Source organism: Curtobacterium sp. PhB136, assembly GCF_004346855.1.
Classification (GTDB): Bacteria; Actinomycetota; Actinomycetes; order Actinomycetales; family Microbacteriaceae; genus Curtobacterium.
Genome location: NZ_SMGH01000005.1, coordinates 250,327 through 271,051 on the forward strand (window position 1 = coordinate 250,327; position 20,725 = coordinate 271,051).

At 70.9% G+C, this 20,725-nt stretch carries 17 protein-coding genes; 12 read left to right on the top strand and 5 right to left on the bottom strand.

The genetic code is table 11. The annotated features are described in order from the left end of the window. Positions 1-104 precede the first annotated feature (104 nt). Together EDF27_RS07605 and EDF27_RS07610 are read right to left on the bottom strand one after the other, a co-directional pair. Positions 105-2,648: an alpha-L-rhamnosidase gene (locus EDF27_RS07605; protein ID WP_132048011.1), complete on the bottom strand. Its 2,544-nt coding sequence runs from the start codon at positions 2,646-2,648 to the stop codon at positions 105-107. A gap of 69 nt (positions 2,649-2,717) precedes the next feature. Beyond that, the gene (locus tag EDF27_RS07610; RefSeq protein WP_132048013.1) at positions 2,718-3,560 is read right to left on the bottom strand and encodes a helix-turn-helix transcriptional regulator; all 843 of its coding nucleotides are present in this window, start codon (positions 3,558-3,560) and stop codon (positions 2,718-2,720) included. A 136-nt stretch (positions 3,561-3,696) separates the two neighbouring features. Between EDF27_RS07610 and EDF27_RS19630 the strand changes: the two genes are divergently transcribed. From EDF27_RS19630 to EDF27_RS07640, 7 genes are all read left to right on the top strand, one after another. Beyond that, on the top strand, positions 3,697-3,888 hold the full coding sequence (locus EDF27_RS19630; RefSeq protein WP_165931394.1) for a ferredoxin: 192 nt from the start codon (positions 3,697-3,699) through the stop codon (positions 3,886-3,888). Further along, positions 3,885-5,102: an FAD-dependent oxidoreductase gene (locus tag EDF27_RS07615; RefSeq protein WP_165931395.1), complete on the top strand. Its 1,218-nt coding sequence runs from the start codon at positions 3,885-3,887 to the stop codon at positions 5,100-5,102. The genes EDF27_RS19630 and EDF27_RS07615 overlap by 4 nt, the downstream gene beginning before the upstream one ends. Then, the gene (locus EDF27_RS07620) at positions 5,099-6,331 is read left to right on the top strand and encodes a cytochrome P450 (RefSeq protein WP_132048017.1); all 1,233 of its coding nucleotides are present in this window, start codon (positions 5,099-5,101) and stop codon (positions 6,329-6,331) included. Before EDF27_RS07615 ends, EDF27_RS07620 begins: the two co-directional genes overlap by 4 nt. Before the next feature lie 183 nt (positions 6,332-6,514). After that, on the top strand, positions 6,515-7,927 hold the full coding sequence (locus EDF27_RS07625) for an extracellular solute-binding protein (protein ID WP_165931396.1): 1,413 nt from the start codon (positions 6,515-6,517) through the stop codon (positions 7,925-7,927). Beyond that, a complete protein-coding gene (locus EDF27_RS07630) occupies positions 7,924-8,895 on the top strand; it encodes a sugar ABC transporter permease (RefSeq protein WP_207909581.1) in 972 nt (323 codons plus the stop codon). Before EDF27_RS07625 ends, EDF27_RS07630 begins: the two co-directional genes overlap by 4 nt. After that, a complete protein-coding gene (locus EDF27_RS07635; RefSeq protein WP_132048021.1) occupies positions 8,892-9,821 on the top strand; it encodes a carbohydrate ABC transporter permease in 930 nt (309 codons plus the stop codon). Before EDF27_RS07630 ends, EDF27_RS07635 begins: the two co-directional genes overlap by 4 nt. 76 nt (positions 9,822-9,897) lie before the next feature. Continuing rightward, positions 9,898-12,564, top strand: a complete 2,667-nt coding sequence (locus EDF27_RS07640) for a glycoside hydrolase family 78 protein (protein WP_132048023.1) — start codon at positions 9,898-9,900, stop codon at positions 12,562-12,564. A gap of 19 nt (positions 12,565-12,583) precedes the next feature. Here EDF27_RS07640 and EDF27_RS07645 read toward each other — a convergent pair whose 3' ends face one another. Genes EDF27_RS07645 through EDF27_RS07655 form a run of 3 tightly spaced genes read right to left on the bottom strand, consistent with a single transcriptional unit; the run spans position 12,584 to position 14,782 of the window. Continuing rightward, positions 12,584-13,015 carry a DNA methylase gene (locus tag EDF27_RS07645; protein ID WP_123702033.1) on the bottom strand — a complete coding sequence of 144 codons (432 nt, stop codon included), beginning with the start codon at positions 13,013-13,015 and terminating at the stop codon, positions 12,584-12,586. A 52-nt stretch (positions 13,016-13,067) separates the two neighbouring features. Beyond that, positions 13,068-13,460 carry an L-rhamnose mutarotase gene (locus EDF27_RS07650; RefSeq protein ID WP_243698251.1) on the bottom strand — a complete coding sequence of 131 codons (393 nt, stop codon included), beginning with the start codon at positions 13,458-13,460 and terminating at the stop codon, positions 13,068-13,070. After that, positions 13,457-14,782 (bottom strand): MFS transporter, encoded by a 1,326-nt coding sequence (locus EDF27_RS07655; RefSeq protein WP_207909582.1) that lies wholly within the window; start codon positions 14,780-14,782, stop codon positions 13,457-13,459. Before EDF27_RS07655 ends, EDF27_RS07650 begins: the two co-directional genes overlap by 4 nt. Positions 14,783-15,088: 306 nt before the next feature. Between EDF27_RS07655 and EDF27_RS07660 the strand changes: the two genes are divergently transcribed. The 5 genes from EDF27_RS07660 (at position 15,089) to EDF27_RS07680 (ending at position 20,640) form a co-directional block, all read left to right on the top strand. After that, complete coding sequence (locus tag EDF27_RS07660; protein ID WP_123655657.1) at positions 15,089-16,099, top strand: LacI family DNA-binding transcriptional regulator; 1,011 nt, start codon at positions 15,089-15,091, stop codon at positions 16,097-16,099. A gap of 18 nt (positions 16,100-16,117) precedes the next feature. Further along, positions 16,118-17,215, top strand: a complete 1,098-nt coding sequence (locus tag EDF27_RS07665; RefSeq protein ID WP_123702029.1) for a LacI family DNA-binding transcriptional regulator — start codon at positions 16,118-16,120, stop codon at positions 17,213-17,215. A gap of 304 nt (positions 17,216-17,519) precedes the next feature. Beyond that, the gene (locus tag EDF27_RS07670; protein ID WP_132048025.1) at positions 17,520-18,842 is read left to right on the top strand and encodes an ABC transporter substrate-binding protein; all 1,323 of its coding nucleotides are present in this window, start codon (positions 17,520-17,522) and stop codon (positions 18,840-18,842) included. A gap of 80 nt (positions 18,843-18,922) precedes the next feature. Then, entirely contained in the window at positions 18,923-19,777 is an 855-nt protein-coding gene (locus EDF27_RS07675) for a sugar ABC transporter permease (protein ID WP_123702602.1), read from the top strand. A 5-nt stretch (positions 19,778-19,782) separates the two neighbouring features. Then, complete coding sequence (locus tag EDF27_RS07680; RefSeq protein WP_243698282.1) at positions 19,783-20,640, top strand: carbohydrate ABC transporter permease; 858 nt, start codon at positions 19,783-19,785, stop codon at positions 20,638-20,640. Positions 20,641-20,725: the final 85 nt, after the last annotated feature.

Genomic DNA, 20,725 nt, shown 5'->3' on the forward strand with positions numbered 1-20,725 from the left:
GCCTTCGCCGAGTGCGCAACAGTGGCGCTCTGCAGCATGCGAGACGCCACTTGCTGCGCTCTCGACGAAGCCCCCTCCCGGACCGGCAGCCGGCAGGCGGGCCGTCAAGCGAGCGCGCTCGACACGGTGTGCGACCCGGGGCCGAACTCCGTCGATGAACCGTCGGGCAGTCGGACCTCGGCCGTCGTCCCCGGCGGCACGTCGACCGTCAGGGTGACGACCCCACCCGCAGCGGACCACCGCACCCCCGCCGTCCCGTACGGCGTCCGGACCGAGCACGACGCTGCCCCGACGGCCCCGCACACGGCCGGCGCGACGAGGAACCGCAGCCACCCGGGCGACACCGGCCGCAGCCCGGCGACGTACCCGGTGAGCCAGTCGTCGACCGTGCCGAGGAAGTAGTGCCCGTGCGACCGCGCGGCGAGGTCCCAGTGCTCGAAGGTCGACGTCGCGCCGGCCGCCCACCACGCACCCCACGACGGGACCGTCGTCTGCCGGGCGACCGCGAGCGCGACGTCCGCGTACCCGGCGTCGGTCAGCACCGGGAGCAGCCACTTCGTCCCGATCGCCCCGGTGTCCAGGTGGTCTCCTCGGGCCCGGACGTCCGCGGCGAGCGCCGCCGCGACGGACGCCCGGTCGGCGGGCGAGCGCACCACGTCGAACGCCAGCGCGAGCACCTGGTGCGACTGCCGGAACCCCTCGTCGCGCGGACCTCGCACGACACCGTCGACGACGAACGCGTCCACGAACGCGCGTCGCACGTCGTCGGCTGCGGTGGCCGCCCACGAGCCGTCCCGGCCGAGCACGTCGTCGATCCGGGCGACGGTGTCGAGGATCCGGACCAGGAACGCCGTCGCCGGGACGCGGGAGTCCTCGGGTGGGTTGCCGCCGCCGGGGTCCGTGCCCGGTGCGACCCAGTCGCCGAGGATCGTGTCCGCGATCCCGCCGGGCGAGCGGGACAGCTCGAAGCGGGCGTACTCCTCGATGGTCTCGACGTGCGCCCGGAGCACGGCCGGGTCCCCCGTGTGCCGGTACAGGTCCCACGGGACCGTCGCGAGTGCGGCGTGCCAGACGGGTGCCCGTTCGTCGACGCCGAAGACCCCGGCGTTCGGGGCGATGAGCGCCGGCGGGTGACCCGGCGTGGTCGTCTCGGCGAGGTCGCCGACCCACTTCGTGAGGACGGCCGCGGCGTCGAGGTCGGTCAGGAACATGTCCGCCCCGACGGCGGCGTCCCCGGTCCACCCGTTCTTCTCGTACTTCGGGGTGTCCGTCGGGTACCCGTGCAGGTTGTTCTCCATGGTCCGCACGGTGGCGTCGTGGATCCACTGCAGCAGGTCGTCGTCGACCGTGAACGTGCTCGTGACGGCGGCGTCGGTGCGGACGACGCACGCCACGACGTCCGACAGGGCGGGTCCGGCGTCCGAGGGCCATCCGGACACCTGCACGTACCGGAACCCCTTGTAGGAGAACCGCGGTTCCCAGGTCACGGCGTCGTCGTCGAGCGTGACCTCGTCCGTCTGGAAGCCGTCCGCGAAGTAGTGCTTCTCGTCGTCGGCGTTCGGCAGTCCGTCGGCGCGGAGCCGCTCGCCGTACCGGATCCGCACGGTGCTGTCGGCAGCACCACCGGGCAGGCGGAGGCGCACCCACCCCGCGATGACGCGGGGGAACGCGACGACCCACTCCCCCGGTGCCGTCTCGACCACCGAGTCCGGGACGAGTTCCTCGACGACGCGGATCGGCTGCTCGAGCCGCGCTTCGAGCCGGCCGCCGGGTCCGGGCACGACGACGGCGGGGCGCACGGCCCCGGCGGACGGTCGGCCGGGTCGACGGCGGAGATCGTGGATCTCGCCGCCGTACAGGTCGTCCAGGAGGATCGTCCCGCGTCGGGCGGTCCAGTCGGGCCCGGTGCCGATCACCTCCACTGCCCCGTCCTCGCGTTCCAGCCGCAGCAGCGCCCGGACGCGCGGCTCGGCGTGCCACGGCGCGCGCTCCCACGCCCAGACGTTCGCGTTCGTCATGCCGAAGAACCCACGGCCGAGTTCGAGCCCGAGGTCGTGCCCGCCGCCCTCGGCGAACGCGGGCGTCAGGTCGTGCAGGACGACCTGGACCCGCTGGTCCCAGTGCGTGGTCGTCGGCGAGAGGACCTCGTCCGTGGCCAGGCGTCCGTCGACGCGGACGTCGACGTGCCCGCCGGCGGTGACGGCGAGGAGCGCACGGGTGACGGGAGCCCCCGCAGCGATCGTCCGGGCGAGCACCGGTGCCGCGAGGCTGCCGTCCCGCGACCGCTCCCGCGCGTGGTCGGTCTCTGGCGCACCGTCGGTCGCCGCGACCCAGTCGGCGTCGTGCCAGGCGCGCTCGTCGGTGGGGGCGGGTGTGAACGCACCGCGTGCGGTGGTGACGGACGCGCCGGAGTCGATCCGGGCCTCCCAATCGTGTCGTCGCCACGGTGCGAACCGGACGCCGCTCGGCGATCGCAGCCACGGTTCGGACGTCGCGACGGGGCCGGAGTCCCAGACGACCGCGTCGCCGTCCCGGACCACGACGCGCACCGCGGTCTGCGGTCCGGTCGGCGTCCAGGCGAACCGCACCCCCTGGTCAGCGGTGCCGACCGCGTCGATCCGACCGTCCGTGGTGCCCAGGGGCTCCATCGCTCCTCCATGCCGCGGTGCACCGGCACACCGACCGCGTGAAACGATTCACTGCTCGGGCGCCTCCTGTCAAGGACGGATCTGCCCGAGCCCGTAGCGGCTCGGCGGTTCCCCGAACGTCGCACGGAAGACGCGCGAGAAGTACAGCGGGTCGGTGAAGCCGACGGCCCGGGCGACCTCGCCGACGCGGAGTCCGCTCGTGCGGAGGAGTTCAGCGGCCTCCCGCATCCGGGCGTTCCGGATCGACGCGGCGACCGACGTGCCGAGGTGCGCGGCGAACAGGCGACCGGCGGTGGAGACGCTGCACCCGCCCGCAGCGGCCACGTCGCCGACCGTGAGCGGCGTCTCGAGTCGCTCCGTCACGAAGGCGGTCATGCGTTCGAGTGCGGCGGGGATCCCGTCACCCTGGCCGGCGGTGTGCACCGACTCGGCACGGAAGAGCGCACCGAGTGCGCGGCTGGCGGACTCGTCCCACGCCTCCTCCCCGAAGCGCTCGACCGTGTACCGGCCGAGCGAGGCGATCCGGCGCGCCAGTGCCGTCGACGCCACGGAGTGCACCGGGTGACCGGCGTCGCCGTCGCGGGCCGCGGAGGCGTACAGCGGGTCGCCCGGTTGGTGCGCGACGGCGGGGACGACCGGGACGCCGCGTGCGTGCCGCGGCACCACGTGCACGGTGCCGAGGCGGAAGGGCGAGCGGGCGTCGGCGCGGTACTCGACGTCGTGGTCCCACGGCAGGCGGAGGACCGCGCCCGCCGACAGCGTGAACCACTCGTCGCGCGAGCGCACCCGGCCGGTGCCGCCGAGCACCCACAGGAAGCACTCGCTCCGCACGCGCTCGTGCCGGATCCGCTCCCCGGCGCGGAAGCGGTACCAGTTCGCCGCGACCACCACGGGGCCGACGCCTTCGTCCATGCAGCGAGGGTAGCTGCTGCCCGTGGTGACCGGAACATCCATGTTGTGGTCGCTCACCCCATGGGCTGCGCGCGATCGTCGACCTAGCGTCGACGGGACCGGTCGACACACGGCCGGCGGAGCCACGGGAGGCACCATGCAGATCATCGCCGACACCAGTGCGTGCGTCGGGGCGGGCCAGTGCGCCCTCGTCGCCGGCGAGCTGTTCGACCAGGACGACGACGGGATCGTCGAACTCCTGGTCGAGCGGCCGGACGGGCCCGACCAGCCCGACGCCCGACGTGCCGCGGCGCTCTGCCCGGCGCGCGCGATCACGATCGAGGAGTGAGCGTGCACGTCGTCGTGGTCGGCGCCTCGGTCGCGGGCGTCACCTGCGCCGAGGGGCTGCGGGCCGCCGGGCACACCGGGCCGATCACGCTGGTCGGCGCCGAACCACACGATCCGTACGCCCGGCCGCCGCTGTCGAAGCAGGTGCTCGACGGGTCGTGGGAGCCGGCACGCGCCACGCTCCGGACGGCCGCCGCGCTGCGGGAGCTCGACGTGACGCTGCGGAGCGGTGCCGCCGCCACGGCACTCGACCCGCTCGCACACCGCGTCGAGGTCGGGGACGAGCTGCTGCCGTACGACGTGCTCGTCGTCGCGACCGGGGTCGAGGCGGTCCGTCCGTCGTTCCCCGGTGCCGACGGCGTCCGGCAGCTCCGGACCCTCGACGACGCCCTCGCGCTGCGGACGGCGTGGGCCACGGCCCGGCACGTCACCGTGATCGGGACGGGGGTCCTCGGGTCGGAGATCGCCTCGGCGGCCCGTCGGGACGACCGCGAGGTCGTGGTGGTCGGGCGGAGCGGACGGCTGTCCGCGGGCACCGTCGGGCCGCTGTTGTCCGATCGGCTGCTGGCGCTGCACCGCGGGAACGGGGTGGACGTGCGGGCGGGCGTGGGAGTGCGCGGTGTCGCACACGCCGGTGCCGGCGCGGCGACCGGCGCCGGTGTGCGGACCGGCGCGGCGACGGTGTTCCTCGGCGACGGGGACTCCGTCGCCACCGACCTCGTGGTCGCGGCGACCGGCGGGCGACCGCGGACCTCGTGGCTCGCCGGGTCCGGGCTCGACGTGTCCGACGGCGTCGGCTGCGACGAACTCGGCCGTGCCGCCCCGGACATGTACGCGATCGGCGACGTCGCCCGATGGCGGGACCCGCGCTCCGGTCGGGCCGTCCGCGTCGAGCACCAGACGAACGCGGTCGAACAGGCGCTCTCGGTCGCGGCGACGATCACCGGCAGCGCCGCGACGCCCGCGCCGACGCCGTTCTTCTGGTCCGAGGTGCACGGGCTCCGGATCCAGGCCGCCGGCACCTTCGACGCCGCGCTGCCGCTGTCTCCGTGGCCCGACGACCCCGACGTGCTCGTGCAGCGGGACCGCGTCGGCACCACCACCGGCGTCGTCGGATGGGGTGCACCGCGGGCGTTCCGGCGCGCCCGAACCGAACTCGACCGATCCGTGCCCGTGCCCGTCCCCGTGCCCGTGCCCGCGCCCGTGCGGGCATGAACCCCCAGGAGGCCCCCGTGTCCGGATGCCCGTTCCACCAGCTGCCCGCCGACAGTACCCCGCTCACACCGTCCCCGCGGTTCGCCGCGTGGCGGGACGCCGGCCCGGCCACCCCGCTCGAGTACCAGGACGGCCACGTCGGCCTGGTCGTGACGCGGTACGACGCCGCGCGGGCGGTGCTCGGGGACCCGCGCTTCAGCCAGGTGCCGCACCGGATGCCCCGCGGTCCCGCGCCGGACCCGGCGGAGGGTGGGACGCCGGACCACGACCCGGACCCGGCGCCACCGCTCGACGACGCCGCCCGGCGCTCGATCGACGCGGCGAACCTGCTCGCGCTCGACGGCGACGTCCACCAGCGGATGCGCCGCGGCGTGACCGGACGGTTCTCGGTGAAGCAGGTGCGCGGCCGCGAGCCCGAGGTGCACGCGTCCGTCGAGCGACAGCTCGAGCACCTCCGGAGCACCGGCGGCCCGGTCGACCTCTTCGCGGAGTACGCCCAGCCGATCGCCGCGCGGACCCACTGCAGCGTGATCGGCGTGCACGAGGACCTGGTCCCCGAGTTCTCCCGGCACTTCGTCCGGGGCACCACGACGCAGGAGCGGTTCGACTTCATCCGCCGGGTGGTCGACCGGCGGGCGGCGGACCCGGGCGACGACGTCATCACGGACCTGCTCGCCTCGGACTTCTCGCGCGAGGAGCTCGAGGGGCTCGTCTTCCAGCTGATGAGCGCCGGCCACGACTCGGTGGCGTACCTGATCGCGACGGCGACGGTGGCGCTCCTGACCCATCCCGACCAGCTCGAGCGACTCCGGGCGGACCCGGCGCGGGTCGCCCCCGCGATCGAGGAGTTCATGCGCACCGGGGCGATGTTCCTGACGCTGTTCCCGCGGACGGCGACCGAGGACCTGGAGATCGAGGGCGTCGCCGTCCGTGCGGGGCAGACCGTGTCGGTCTCCCCCGTCGGGGCGAACCGGGACTCCCGGCGCTTCGAGGACCCCGAGCGGTTCGACGTGGACCGGGACGCCTTCGGGCACCTCGGCTTCGGGCACGGTCCGCACGGGTGCATCGGCCAGCAGCTCGCCCGGCTGGAGATCCGCCTGGCGATCACCCGGCTGCTGACCGGCCTGCCCGGGCTCCGCCTGGTCGACGCCGAGCAACTCCGGCCGCTGCCGTTCGCGAACCCGGTGGCGACCTACGAGGCGGGCGCCGTCGTCGTCGCGTGGGACTGAGCACGGGACACGGAAGGGCCCAACACCGACCGCCAGTCAGTTTCATCCATCATTGTGAATTAACACTGGCGCCCATGACCACGGATGCGTATATTCATCGCCACACCGCTGAAACGATTCATCGCGAACGATGAACGCCACCCACGGCGCCCGATCATCAACGACGACGACCGGAGGTACTCGATGACGAGACCACCATTCCCGCCCACCAGGCCCGCGGCACGCGACGTGTCCCGACGGGCGTTCCTCGCCGCACTCGCTGCCGGCACGGCCACCATCGGACTCGCCGGCTGCACCGTGATCTCCGGCGGCGCCGTCGCCGCCGACCAGCAGGGCATCCGCCTCAGCAAGGACCCGGCATCGGGTCGCGAGCACGTCGTCGAGATGTACAACATCTGGGGCGGCACGCTCGGCAACGCCTGGGTCATGCTCGCCGAGCTGTACGAGCGGTCCCAGTCCCACACCGGCGTCCGCGTGACCTACGCACCGCTGTCCGGCAACACCCAGATCCGCCTGCAGACCGCGATCGCCGCCGGCACTCCGCCGGACCTCGCCTTCTGCACCCCGGAGGAGTACCCGCAGTTCGCGGGCTACGGCGTCGTGACCCGCCTGGACGGCTACATGGCGAAGGCCGGGCTGGGCGAAGCGGACTACGCTCCCGCCGTCTGGAAGCAGATGACCGCGACCGACGGCATCTGGGCGCACCCGATCCTCGTCGACGTGAACTTCCCGCTGTTCTGGAACAAGAAGGTGTTCGCCGCCGCCGGGCTCGACCCGGAGACACCCCCGAAGACGATCGACGAGCTCGACCGCTTCTCGGACGCGATCCTCACGAAGGACGGCCGTCGGGTCACCCGCATCGGCACCATCCCGTGGGACTACTACGGCTTCAGCAACTCGATGTTCACGATGGGCTTCGCCTTCGGCGGCAAGTTCATGAGCGACGACAACCAGGTCGCGACGCCCGACGACGACAACATCGTGCAGGCGCTGCAGTGGATGTGCGACTACGCGAAGAAGGTCGGCGGCGCGAGCCAGCTGGCCGTCACCGCGCCGTCACAGACCCTGCCGACGATCGCCAGCGGCAACGTCGGCATGGCGCCGATGACCACGACCGACAGCTCGAACGTCTACAAGCAGGGCGACAAGGCGAAGGTCGAGCTCGGCGCGGCGCTCTTCCCCTACGCGGAGGGACTCGGCCAGCCCGGCGGCGCCACCTGGCTCGGCGGCTACGACCTCTTCATCCCGAAGGAGTCCAAGGAGCACGACGCCGCCTGGGACTTCCTGCAGTTCGCGACGGTGTCGGACAAGGGAACCGAGTCGAACTACGAGTACGGCACGCTCCTGCCCGGCTACACGAAGTCCCCGGTGCTCGAGGAGTTCCGCAAGGACCCGAACGTCGCGATCTACCGCGAGGGGCTCCTCGCCGCCCGCAACATCCGCCCGACCATCCCGGTCGCGAGCACCTACGCGACCGCGCTCGACGTCGCCGTCAGCAGCGCGATCTACGGCAAGACGACCCCGGAGCGCGCGCTGCAGAGCGTCGCCTCGCAGGTCAACTCGGCCCTCGACGAGTTCCGGAAGGAGCACCCGTGAGCGTCACACGGAGCATCACGACGCGCGGTGCGAAGCCGCGCGGGACGTCCTGGTTCACCCACTGGATCCCGCGCACGCGCGCGCAACGCCAGACGTTCCTGTGGGGCCTCTTCTTCACCGCACCCGCCATCATCGGGCTCATCGCCTTCACCGGCGGCCCGATCATCACCAGCGCCGTGAACAGCTTCACGAACGCGAACCTGCTCGGCGGCACCCGGCAGTGGGTCGGGTGGGACAACTACCGCCAGCTGTTCGGTGACGGGCAGTGGTGGCTCTCCCTCGGCAACACGCTGTTCATCACCGTGATCTCGGTGCCGCTCGGCATCGCGGTCGCCCTCGGCCTGGCGCTGCTGCTCAACTGGCGCGTGAAGGGCCTCGGGTTCTACCGCGTGGTCTTCTTCGTGCCGTCGATCGTGCCGATCGTCGCGAGCGCCGTGATCTGGGCGTACGTCCTCAACCCGCAGTACGGCGTGATCAACAACGTCCTCGGACTGTTCGGCATCCAGGGGCCCGGGTGGCTCTCCGACCCGGACTGGTCCAAGCCCGCGCTGATCCTCTTCGGGCTCTGGGGCGTCGGGAACCTCATGGTGATCCTGCTCGCGGGACTCCAGGGCGTGCCGCAGGACCTCCTCGAACAAGCCTCCCTCGACGGGGCCGGCTCCTGGCAGCAGTTCCGGAACGTGACGCTGCCCTTCATCAGCCCGCAGCTGCTCTTCGCGACGATCACGGGCCTCATCGCCGGCTTCCAGTACTTCACGCAGGCGTTCGTGATGACGGGCGGGTACGGCGATCCAGCCGGCTCGACCCTGGTGTCCGGCGTCTACCTGTACCAGTCGGCGTTCTACCACTACCAACTCGGGTTCTCGAGCGCGGTCGGGTGGGTGCTGTTCATCATCATCGCCGCCGTCTCGATCCTCGCGTACCGGATCATCGGCCGGCGCGTCTACTACGGAGGTGAGGCGCGATGACCGCCATCCAGAACCCGACCGCCGCCGCGGCGGCCGCTCGCGAACCCGGGCGGAACACCGCACCGAGCAAGCCGGTCCCCCGGCACCGCCGCCGGACCTGGCCGCAGATCGCCGAGTCGATCGCGAAGCACTCCGTCCTCATCGTGCTCAGCGTCGTGTTCCTGATGCCGCTGTTCTGGATGGTGACGGGTGCGTTCAAGACGCAGGCGGACATCGGGGCGTTCCCGGTGAAGTGGTTCCCGGAGACCATCACGACGGGCAACTTCTCCTACGGGCTCGCCACGTTCCCGCTGCTGCAGTACTTCTGGAACACCCTCGTGATCTGCGTCCCGTCGATGATCGGCGCCGCGCTCTCCAGCGCGATGGTCGGCTACGGCGTCTCGAAGATCCGGTGGCCGTGGCGGAACGGCGTCTTCACGATCCTCATCGCGACGATGATGGTGCCGTTCTACGTGACGATGGTCCGGCTGTTCGTGGCCTACCGCGACATCGGATGGACGGGCACGTACCTGCCGCTGATCGTCCCGACGTTCTTCGGCATCCCGTTCTTCATCTTCCTGATGCGGCAGTTCTTCCTCGGCATCCCGGAGGCACTGTCCGACGCAGCCCGGATCGACGGCGCCGGCGAGCTGCGGATCTTCATCCAGGTGATCCTGCCGCTCTGCAAGCCGGCGCTGGCAGCGGTGATGCTGTTCCAGTTCCTGGCATCGTGGAGCGACCTGCTCGGACCGCTCCTCTACCTCACGAAGTCGAGCCAGTACACGCTGTCGCTCGGCCTGACGTTCTTCCAGGGGGCCCAGGGCGACACCGCCGTCGGCCCGCTGATGGCCGTCTCGACCATCATCCTCATCCCCATCGTGGTGCTGTTCTTCTTCGCCCAGAAGACGTTCATCCAAGGAATCACGATGTCCGGGATCAAGGACTGAGCGCAGAAGACGTTCATGCAATCCAACCCGGGCGCATCACGATGTCCGGGATCAAGGACTGACGAAAGGACCACGCATGACCGACACGACAGACATCCTGACGGCCCGGCGGGTGGCCGGTTCCGCATCGACCGACGGGAGGCCCGGCTCGGCTCCCAGCGCAGCGCTCGCCCCGACGGGACTCGCCGTCGAACACGTCCGCGAACCGCTCGGGATCGGCGCGGCCGAGCCGCGGCTCTCCTGGCACGTCGCGGAGGCCGACTCCGGCTGGGAGCCCGGCCTCGCCGAGGTCGAACTCCTGCACCGCTCCGCGGGGACCGACACCGGCACCGTGGCCGAGGTCGACGTCTCCGGGGTCCTCGTCCCGTGGCCGTTCGCCCCGCTGGCATCCCGGGAACGCGCCACGTGGCGGGTCCGCACCCTCGGGGTCGACGGCACCGCGACCGACTGGAGCGAGCCCCTGGAGGTCGAGGCGGGCCTCCTGTCCGACACCGACTGGACCGCCTCGTTCGTCGCGGCGCCCTGGCGGGAGAACACCCGCGTCGACCAGGCGCCCCCGATCCTCCGGCGCGAGGTCACACTGACGGGCGACGTCGTCCGCGCACGGCTCGCCGTGGCGAGCCTCGGGCTGCACGAGGTCACGATCGACGGCGTCCGCGTCGGCGACGCCGAACTCGCACCCGGGTGGACCTCGTACGGCCACCGCGTCCGCTACCTCGTGCACGACGCCACTCCGATGCTCACGGGCGGCCCGCGGACCGTCACGCTCGGTGCGCGCCTCGGCGACGGCTGGTACCGCGGCCGGATCACCTGGGACGACCGCGTCCGCGACGTGTACGGCGACCGGCTGGCGCTCATCGCCCAGCTCGAGGTCGAGTACGCCGACGGCTCCACCGAGACGTTCGGCACCGATGACTCCTGGCGCGCGGCGCGCGGCGGGATCCTGCTCTCCGGACTCTACGACGGAGAGAAGTGGGACGGCAGGGTCGAACCCGACGGTTGGCAGGCCGTCGGGTTCGACGACGCCGCGTGGGACGCGGTCGAGGTCGTCGACCGTCCCGACGCGGCACTCGTCCCCTTCGACGGGCCGGTGGTCCGCGTGACCGAGGAACGCGAACCGGTGTGGTCGCGCCGCTGGGACGCCGGCGCGATCCAGCTCGACTTCGGTCAGAACCTGCCCGGGCGCCTGCGCATCCGGAACAAGGAGGTCGGGCCGTTCGGCGTCACGATGCGGCACGCCGAGGTGATGCAGGACGACGAGCTCGCGACCCGGCCCCTGCGCACCGCGAAGGCCACCGACGTCTACTACTCCGGGCCCGGCGACGACGGCAGCGGGACGTGGCAGCCGCGCTTCACGGTGCACGGCTTCCGCTACGCCGAGGTCGAGGGCTGGCCGGCCGCCGAGCTGGAGCCGGGCGACGTCGTCGCCGAGGTGATCCACTCGGACATGCGCCGCACCGGCTGGTTCCGCTGCTCGGACCCGCGGCTCGAACAACTGCACGAGAACGTGGTGTGGTCGATGCGTGGCAACTTCGTCGACGTGCCGACCGACTGCCCGCAGCGCGACGAGCGCCTCGGGTGGACCGGGGACCTGCAGGTGTTCACGCCGACCGCCGCGTTCCTCTACGACTGCGCCGGCGTGGTGCGGTCGTGGCTCCGCGACCTCGCGCTCGAACAGCGCCCGGACGGCGGCGTGCCGTTCTTCGTGCCGACGCTGCCCGATTCCGACCCAGCCGGACACCACGCCGCGGTGTGGGGCGACGCGGCGACGCTGACGCCGTGGGGGCTGTACCAGGCGTTCGGCGACCAGGGGCTCCTCGAGGACCAGTGGGCGTCCGCGAAGGCCTGGGTGGACGGGGTGCTCGCCACCTCGGACGAGGCACTCGTGCGTGTGGACGGCTTCGAGTTCGGCGACTGGCTCGACCCGCTCGCGCCGCCGGAGGACGCCGCCGCGGCGAAGGCGGACAAGTACTGCCTCGCGACCGCGTACTCGTACCGGTCGACGTCGGTGCTCGCACAGTGGGCAGCGGTGCTCGGACACACGGACGAGGCCGCGCACTACGCGGACGTCGCGTCCCGGATCCGCGTCGCGTGGCAGGACCGCTTCCTGCGCTCGGACGGCACCGTGATCGACGACTCCCAGGCATCGTCGGCGATCGCCATCGTGTTCGGGCTCGTCGACGCTGCCGGGCCGGTCGGTGCGCGACTCTCCGAGCTCGTGCGGGAGAACGGGCACCGCATCGGGACCGGCTTCGCCGGCACCCCGGTGGTCTGCGACGCGCTGCTGCTCGCCGGGCACCTCGACGACGCCTACGGGATGCTCCTGGAGGACTCCTGCCCCTCGTGGCTGTACCCGCTGACGCAGGGCGCGACGACGATCTGGGAGCGCTGGGACTCCCTGCTGCCCGACGGCCGGGTGAACTCCGGCGGGATGACCTCGTTCAACCACTACGCACTGGGGTCGGTCGCCGACTTCATGCACCGCGTGGTCGCCGGCATCGCGCCTGCCTCCCCCGGGTACCGGACCATCCGGTTCGCACCGCGGCCGGGCGGCGGGCTGACCTCGGCGGGAGCGACGCTCGACACCCCGTACGGTCGCGCCTCGATCGACTGGTCGGTGGCCGACGGCACGCTGTCCGTCAGCGCGCGGGTCCCGGTCGGGGCGACCGCGGTGCTCGACCTGCCGGGTGCCGCGCCGATCGACCTGGCGCACGGCACGTGGGAGGCGTCCGTCCCGGTGTGACCTTCGGTCCTGCCCGGCGTCAGTCGGGCAGGACCGCGTCGGGCACGTCGCGCAGGAAGATCTCGATCGTCTTCGGCCCGACACCCTTGAGCTCGCCCAGTCGGTCGCGCAGTTCCTGCCGCGAACTCGCCGTCTTCACCAGATGTGACACCGAGCCCTCGTCGGCGTCGAGCGTGTGCATGGTCTCGTGCAGCGCATCGGTCATCTGGTAGTCGAAGCGCCCGTAGCCGCCCTCGTCCAGGACCTTCCGCAGCCCCTCACGACCGGCCTCGGCGAACTTCCCCGGACTCGTGAACCCGTGGTCGATGAGCGCGCGGTACGTGTCGGCCGCCTGCTGCTGCCGGATCGGCCTGCCGAAGAGCATGCTCGCGAGGAACCACCGGTAGAGCTGCTGGGGCTTGCCGTCGGACAGGTCGATCCCGAGGTCCTCGGCGTGTGTGACGTCAGCCATGCCGCGGACGCTACCCGCCGCGTCCCGAGCGCCAGGGCAGCAGTGTGCGAGGTCAGTCGGGAGCGTCGGCGGCGGCGAGCTGGTCCTCGAGGTTGAAGACCTCCGGCAGGATCCGGGCGGTCTGGTCGGCCCGGCCCGTCGCGCCGTCGAAGAGGTCCTGCATGTGCGACTCCCACGCCGCCGCGACCTCGCTCGACGCGAGCGCCGCATCGGCATCGGCCACCGAGTCCGTCTCGTAGTAGCCGATCAGGAGCCCGTCGTCGTCGAGGAACAGGGAGTAGTTCCGTCGGCCGGCGCCGGCGATCGCGCGGAGCATCGCCGGCCAGACGGTGGCGTGGCGCTCCCGGTAGGCGTCCATGTGCTGCTCGGCCACCTGCAGACGGAAGCAGACGCGGGTGACGTGATCCGGGCCTCCCGTCGGGTGCTGACCCGTGGACTCGATCACCGGGACGCTTCCGCGCGCTCGTCGACCGTGCGGACCGTGCCCGTGCCGCTGGTGACCGTGCCGTAGCGTTCGACCTCGATCTCCTCGAGGGACTTGCCCCGCGTCTCCGGTGCCCAGATCGTCCCGACCAGGAACGACACCGCCAGCAGGCCGATGATCAGGCCACCGAGCGGGCGGAGGCCGATGTCGGTGAGGAGCACGGGGAACCACATGCTCAGCAGGCCGACCGTGACCCGGGCGGCGAGGAACAGCACGCCCTGGGCGCTCGCGCGGTAGCGGGTGGCGAAGAGCTCGCTCGTCCACAGGCCGTAGAACGCCTGCGCGCCGATGCCTGACGAGATCCCCCAGCCGATCGCGAAGAAGAGCAGGGTCCCGAGGTTCGCGGGGCCGTAGATCAGGACCGCCCAGGTGAGGATCGCGAGCGCGGCCCCGACGGCGAACAGGAGGCGTCGGCTGATCCGGTCGCCGAACCGCATGAACACGAAGTACGTCGTCAGCACCGTGCAGAACCACACGAGGACCTGCAGGGAGTCCTGTTCGATCACACTCGTGACCCCGGTGGCGGCGTAGATGCGCGGCTGGAAGATGCCGGCCTGCCCCGCGACGGTGTTCCACATCGCGTAGACGCCGAACAGGAACAGCATCGCGACGAGGTTGATCCGCTTGCTGAAGAGCTGGCCGACACCGTGGAAGAAGCTGACCTGGCCGGTGGCGGCACGCTCGTCCTTCCAGATGTTCGACTCCGGGAGCCCGCGGCGGAGCCACCACACCACGGCCGCGACGACGAACAGGTGCGCGAAGATGAGCCGGCTGCCGAGCAGACCGAGCGGTGCCGCGGCGATTGCGAGCGCGAAGCCGACCATCGGGCCGATCGACCACGCGAGCTGCGCCGTGCCGACGTGGGCGGCACGCTTGCCGGCGGGGGCCTGCTCGGCGATGTACGTCCAGCTCGCGGGGACACCGGCGCCGACGGCGATGCCGCAGAGGATGAAGCCGGTGAGGAGCATGCCGTAGTTGCCGGCGAACACCGCGAGCACGACGCCGAGCATGTAGAGGAGCAGGTCGTAGGTGTAGATGAACTTGCGGCCGTAGCGGTCGCAGAGCGGGCCACCGATGGCCGCGCCGATCGCGGCGCCGAACGCGTTCGAGGACAGGCTCGCGAGGAGCCCGACGCCGAGGTCGCCGATGTGGAACTGCGCCTGCCAGAACGCCAGGCTCGTGGCGATCGCGATGATCGACCCGGACTCGATGTAGTTCGACATGGCCACCGAGATGGTGGCCTTCCAGCCGGTGGTGTTGCTCGCTCCGATGCGGACCGCCATTGGTCCTCCGTTCGTCCGTTTCGTCAGTGAATCGTTTCAACGCTGCGCGAGGACGATATCCGGTCCCGCTCCCTCGCCGCAAGTGCAGGGCGGGGTGGCGGGTGTCGCGGGTGTGGCGGGGGTCGGGGCCGGGGGGGGGGGGGGACGGATCGCGCGTGGGAGGTGGAATCGCGCGTAGGAAGTCAGTTCTTTCGACCACCCACGCGCGATTCCACCTCCCATCGCGGACGTGATGGGAAGGAACGAGCGTGGACCCGGGGGCGCGCCTCGCACGGTGCGGGGCCACCGGGATGCCAGGATGACCGCATGACGGTGAGCGTTCGTGAAGTGGCAGCGCTCGCGGGCGTGTCGCTCGGCACGGTGTCGAACGTCCTGAACCGCCCCGAGAAGGTCGCCCCCGCGACGGTCGAACGTGTGCAGAACGCCATCGCCGAGCTCGGCTTCGTGCGGAACGACTCAGCACGCCAGCTCCGGGCTGGCCGGAGCTCCACCGTCGGACTCATCGTCCTCGACGGCGGCAACCCCTTCTTCACCGACGTCGCACGCGGCGCCGAGGACGCCGCGATGTCGAAGGGCCTCGCGGTCCTGATCGGCAACTCCGACGAGTCCACCGAGCGGGAGGCCACCTACGTCGACCTGTTCGAGGAGCGCCGCGTCGCCGGACTCCTGATCTCCCCCGCCGGCGACGACCTCGCGCGGCTCGCACGACTCCGGGACCAGGGCACTGCGGTGGTCCTCGTGGACCGGCGTGCCGACGACGAGCACTTCGCGTCGGTCTCGGTGGACGACGTCGCCGGGGGCCGGATCGCGGTGTCGCACCTGCTCGCGATCGGCCGCCAGCGCATCGCCTTCGTCGGAGGGCCCTTCGGGATCCGGCAGGTGGCGGACCGGCACGCCGGAGCACTGGCCGCGGCGACCGCAGCGGGCGCGTCGCTCGAGGTGCTGCGGACGACGTCGCTCTCCGTGCTCGAGGGACGGCGCATCGGCGAGGAGCTCCAGCGCCGCCCCGCCGGTTCGCGCCCGGACGCCGTGTTCGCGGCGAACGACCTCATCGCCGTCGGACTCGAGCAGGCGTTCATCATGCGCGGGTCCGTCGTCGTGCCCGACGAGATCGCGATCGTGGGCTACGACGACATCGCGTTCGCCGAGGCCGCCGTGGTCCCGCTGACGTCGATCCGGCAGCCGGCGCAGGACCTCGGTCGTCAGGCGATCGAGCTGCTCGTGCGCCAGGTCGAGCACGGGCAGGACGTCGACCTGGAGCACGTGGAGTTCACGCCGGAGCTCGTGGTGCGCCAGTCCACGGTCCGCGAACGCTGACACGTCTACGATCAAGGGATGGTGCAGCCCCCTCGTCGTGACGGGCCGCCGAGCGTGCACCACGTCGCTGCTCGGGCGGGCGTGTCACTGGCGACGGTGTCGAACGTCCTGAACCACCCGGAGCGCGTGCGCGAGACCACCGCCGCACGCGTGCACGCGGCGATCGCCGACCTCGGGTACACGCCGAACGGCAACGCCCGCGCGCTGGTCTCCGGCAGCACGCGCTCCATCGGCCTCGTGGTCTCCTCGCTGCAGAACTCCCTGTTCAGCGACATGCTGAACGGCGCACAACTGGCCGCGCGCGCCCGGGGTTTCACGCTGCTCATCGCCAGCAGCGAGAACGACCTCCGTGCGCAGGCCGACCACCTCGCGTTCCTCGAGAGCACCAGGACCTCGGGCATCCTGCTCGCCACGATGAGCGAGTCGCGCGAGCAGGTCGAACTCACCCGCCGACACGGACACCCGGTCGTCTACGTGAACTTCGAGCCGTCCGAGGTGGACGCCTGCTCGGTCGTCGTCGACAACGAACAGGCCGGGTTCATCGCAGCCGAGCACCTCATCGCGCTCGGCTGCCGTCGGATCGGGTTCGTCAGCGCACGTCAGGAACTCCAGCCGGTGCACCGACGACGCTCCGGGGTCCTCCGCGCGATCGCCGCCCACGCCGGCGTCTCGCTGGTCGACGTCGACGCCGGGGACATCGACCCACCCGGTGGGACTGATGCCGGCGCGCGGATCGCCCGGATGGCCGATTCCGAGCGACCCGACGGCGTGCTCGGCGTGACGGACCTGCTCGCGATGGCGGTTGTGACGGAGCTCCGCGCTGCTGGGATCCGCGTTCCGGAGGACATCCCGGTGTCCGGCTGCGACCACAACTCGATCGCCTGGGGTGGCGCCGTGCCGCTGACATCGGTGACGATGCACGGTGCCGAGATGGGATCGGCCGCGGTCGAGCTGCTGCTCGGCGAACTCACGGACGCTCCGGACAGACACGTGCACCGCAGCGTCGTCATCGGCAGTGAACTCGTCCCCCGCGAGAGCACGCTCGGCCGCGAGGGGGCGGCCGCCGCCCGCGCCGCCGCTGCCTCACCGACGGATCCGCGCCGCACCGAGCCCTGACGCACCCCTCGCCCGTCGAGACACCGCCGGGCTTCGGGCGTCTCACGATCAGGCCGACGTCTCGACGGGTCTGGGCACCTCGGGTGTTCCGGGAACGGACACCCGCGCACCCCGTGCATGACGCCTCGGGCTTGGAGCGCGCCAGTTCGTCACGAATCGGAATCAGTTATTGACACGCTTCAATCGACGTGATTCGATTCCGATTGAAACGTTCTAAACAGCACGACCGGAGCCGCGACGACGCGGTTCCGGGTCCGTTTCACCCCGGGCACCCCGCACGCTCGGGCCTTACGAGGAGGTAAGGATGTCAGCTCGTTCCCTGACCACAAGGCTGCTCGCCATCGGCGGCGCCACGGTCCTCATCGGCGGTCTCGCCGCGTGTTCGTCGGGCGGCTCCGCCGACACCGGCAGCGGCGGCAAGCTCCAGATCAGCTACCTGGTCGACAACTCCACGGCGACCGCCGTCACGACGAAGGCCCTCGTCGCGGCGTTCGAGAAGTCGAACCCGGACATCACCGTCAAGGTCGACACGAAGCCGCAGGGCACCGACGGCGACAACCTGGTCAAGACCCGGCTGTCCACCGGCGAGATGGACGACGTCTTCAACTACAACTCCGGCTCGCTCCTGCAGGCACTCAACCCGGACAACACCCTGGTGGATCTGTCGGACCAGAGCTGGGCGAAGGACGTCGACAAGCAGTTCACGAGCGTCGTCAGCACCGACAAGGGCATGTACGGCGCACCGATCGGCACGAGCTTCGGTGGCGGCGTGATGTACAACAAGAAGGTCTACGCCGACCTCGGCCTGAAGATCCCCACCACGTGGGACGAGTTCATCAGCAACAGCGAGAAGATCAAGGCCGCGGGCAAGGCCGCGCCGATCATCCAGACGTACGGCGACACGTGGACGAGCCAGCTCTTCGTGCTCGCCGACTTCGCCAACATCGCGGCCCAGCAGAGCGACTGGGCATCGCAGTACACCGCGCACGAGGAGTCCTACGCGAAGCAGCCGGCATTCGCCGGGTTCCAGCATCTCGCGGCAGTGCAGGACAAGAGTCTGCTCAACGAGGACTACGCATCGGCCACCCAAGCCAACGGCCTGAAGATGCTCGCCGACGGGACGGGTGCGCAGTACCCGATGCTGACCAACTCGATCTCCACGCTGCAGCAGGACAGCCCGGACGCGGTCGACGACATCGGCGTCTTCGCGCTCCCGGCGGACGACGCGGCGGACACGCGGATGACGATCTGGGAGCCGAACGGTCTCTACGTCCCGAAGACCACGACGGGCGACAAGCTGGCAGCGGCGAAGAAGTTCATCGCCTTCGCCAACTCGTCCGACGGCTGCAAGGTGCAGAACGACACCGGCATCGCCGGGGGCCCCTACGTGATCAGCTCCTGCACGCTGCCGGACTCGGTGGCTCCGATCGTCGATGACCTGCAGAAGTACATCGACGACGGCAAGTCGTCGTCGGCCCTCGAGTTCCACTCCCCGATCAAGGGACCGAACCTCGAGAAGATCTGCGTCCAGGTCGGCTCCGGCATCTCCACCGCTGCGGTGGGCGCGAAGCAGTACGACCAGGACGTCGTGCAGCAGGCCCAGCAGCTCGGCATCAAGGGCTGGTGACGACGGTGACCGCGACCCTCACGACGGCGGCGGCCCCGCCGCGGACCACGAAGGCCGGACCGGGTCCCGCCCGGAAGCGCATGCGCTCGTTCTACCCGGCCTGGTTCTTCATCCCGGCGATCGCGCTCTACGTCGTGTTCTTCGCGGTCCCGACCTTCGCCGGGTTCTACTTCTCGCTCACCCGCTGGACGCTGTTCGACCAGACCTTCATCGGCTTCGACAACTTCGTCCGGTTCTTCCAGGACCCGCAGCTCGTCTCGGGATTCGTCCACACGTTCGAGTACGGGTTCGTGACGAGCGCGGCGAAGGTGGTCCTCGGACTCGCCCTCGCCCTGCTCCTCACGTCCCCCGTGCTCGGGCGTGGCTACCTCCGGGCGGTCGTGTTCTTCCCGGTGCTCGTATCGACGATCGGCATCGGCATCACCTTCAAGGCACTGATGGACCCGTTCCACGGGATCATCAACGGCGTGCTCGGCTCGGTCGGCCTCCCCACCCCGGGTTGGCTGACCGACCCGGCGCTCGCACTGTGGAGCGTCGCGGCGGTGGACATCTGGAAGGGCGTCGGCATCGCGACCCTCATCTTCATCGCGGGCATCGTGGCGATCCCGCAGGAGTACTTCGAGGCTGCTCGTGTCGACGGCGCGAGCGCGTGGACGATCTTCCGGAACATCACGCTGCCGCTGTCCCGCCCGGCGATGGGGACGGTGATCATCCTGTCGCTCATCGGGGGCCTACGGTCCTTCGACCTGATCTGGGCGATGACCGGCGGCGGACCCGGGTTCACCAGCGATGTCATCGCGAGTGTGATCTACAAGCAGTACCAGGCGGGCTTCTACGGCCTGTCGACGGCCGGCAACGTGGTCCTGTTCGTCGTCGTCACGGCGATCATGGTCCCGGTGTCATGGCTGCTGAACCGGAAGGAGCCGGAACTGTGACCGCCATCAGCACGCCCACGCCGCGCAGGAGACGCCCGGCGGCCGTCCGCAAGTGGATCATCGGCATCGTCGCCATCGTCGTCTCGTTCGTGGTCTTCCTCGTGCCGTTCGTCTTCGTCCTGCTGCAGGCCGCGAAGTCACCGGCCGAGGCGAACCAACTCGGTTTCACCCTGCCGACCGACTGGCAGCTGTGGCAGAACCTGCAGGCAGTGTTCCAGACGGGCGAGTCCGGCATCGTCCGGGCGTTCCTGAACAGCGCCGTGCTCACCGTGGGCAGCGTCGTCATCATGGTGGTCTTCTCCGCCATGGTCGGCTACGTCCTGCAGCGTCGCCCAGGGCGGTGGAACGGTGTGATCAACTTCTTCGTCCTCGCTGGCCTGATCGTGCCACCAGCGATCGTCCCGACGATCTGGGTCCTGCAGGGGCTGAGCCTGTTCAAGACGATGGGCGGGATGATCCTCATCGAGGCCACCTTCGGCCTGTCGTTCTGCATCCTGTTGTTCCGCGCGTTCGTGGCGACCATCCCGAAGGAGCTCGACGAGGCAGCCGTGCTGGACGGCGCCGGCCCGATCCGGCTGTTCTTCGGCGTCATCCTGCCGCTGCTCAAGCCGGTCATCATCACGGTCGTGCTCGTGCAGGCGGTCGTCGTCTTCAACGACTTCGCGAACCCCCTGTACTTCCTGCCCGGGTCCGAGAACGCCACCGTCCAACAGACGCTGTACGCGTTCCAGAGTCAGTCCGTCAGCCAGCTCAACCTGCTGTTCACCGACGTGCTGCTCATCACGATCCCGCCCCTGATCCTCTACGTCTTCTTCCAACGCCAGATCGTCGCCGGCATGACCAGCGGCGCCGTCAAGGGCTGACGCCCGCCCCGGACGGGAGGCCCGACCCACCACCACGGGTCGGTCTCGTCCGGCATTCCCCACCCACCAACGACGCGGCCGTCGA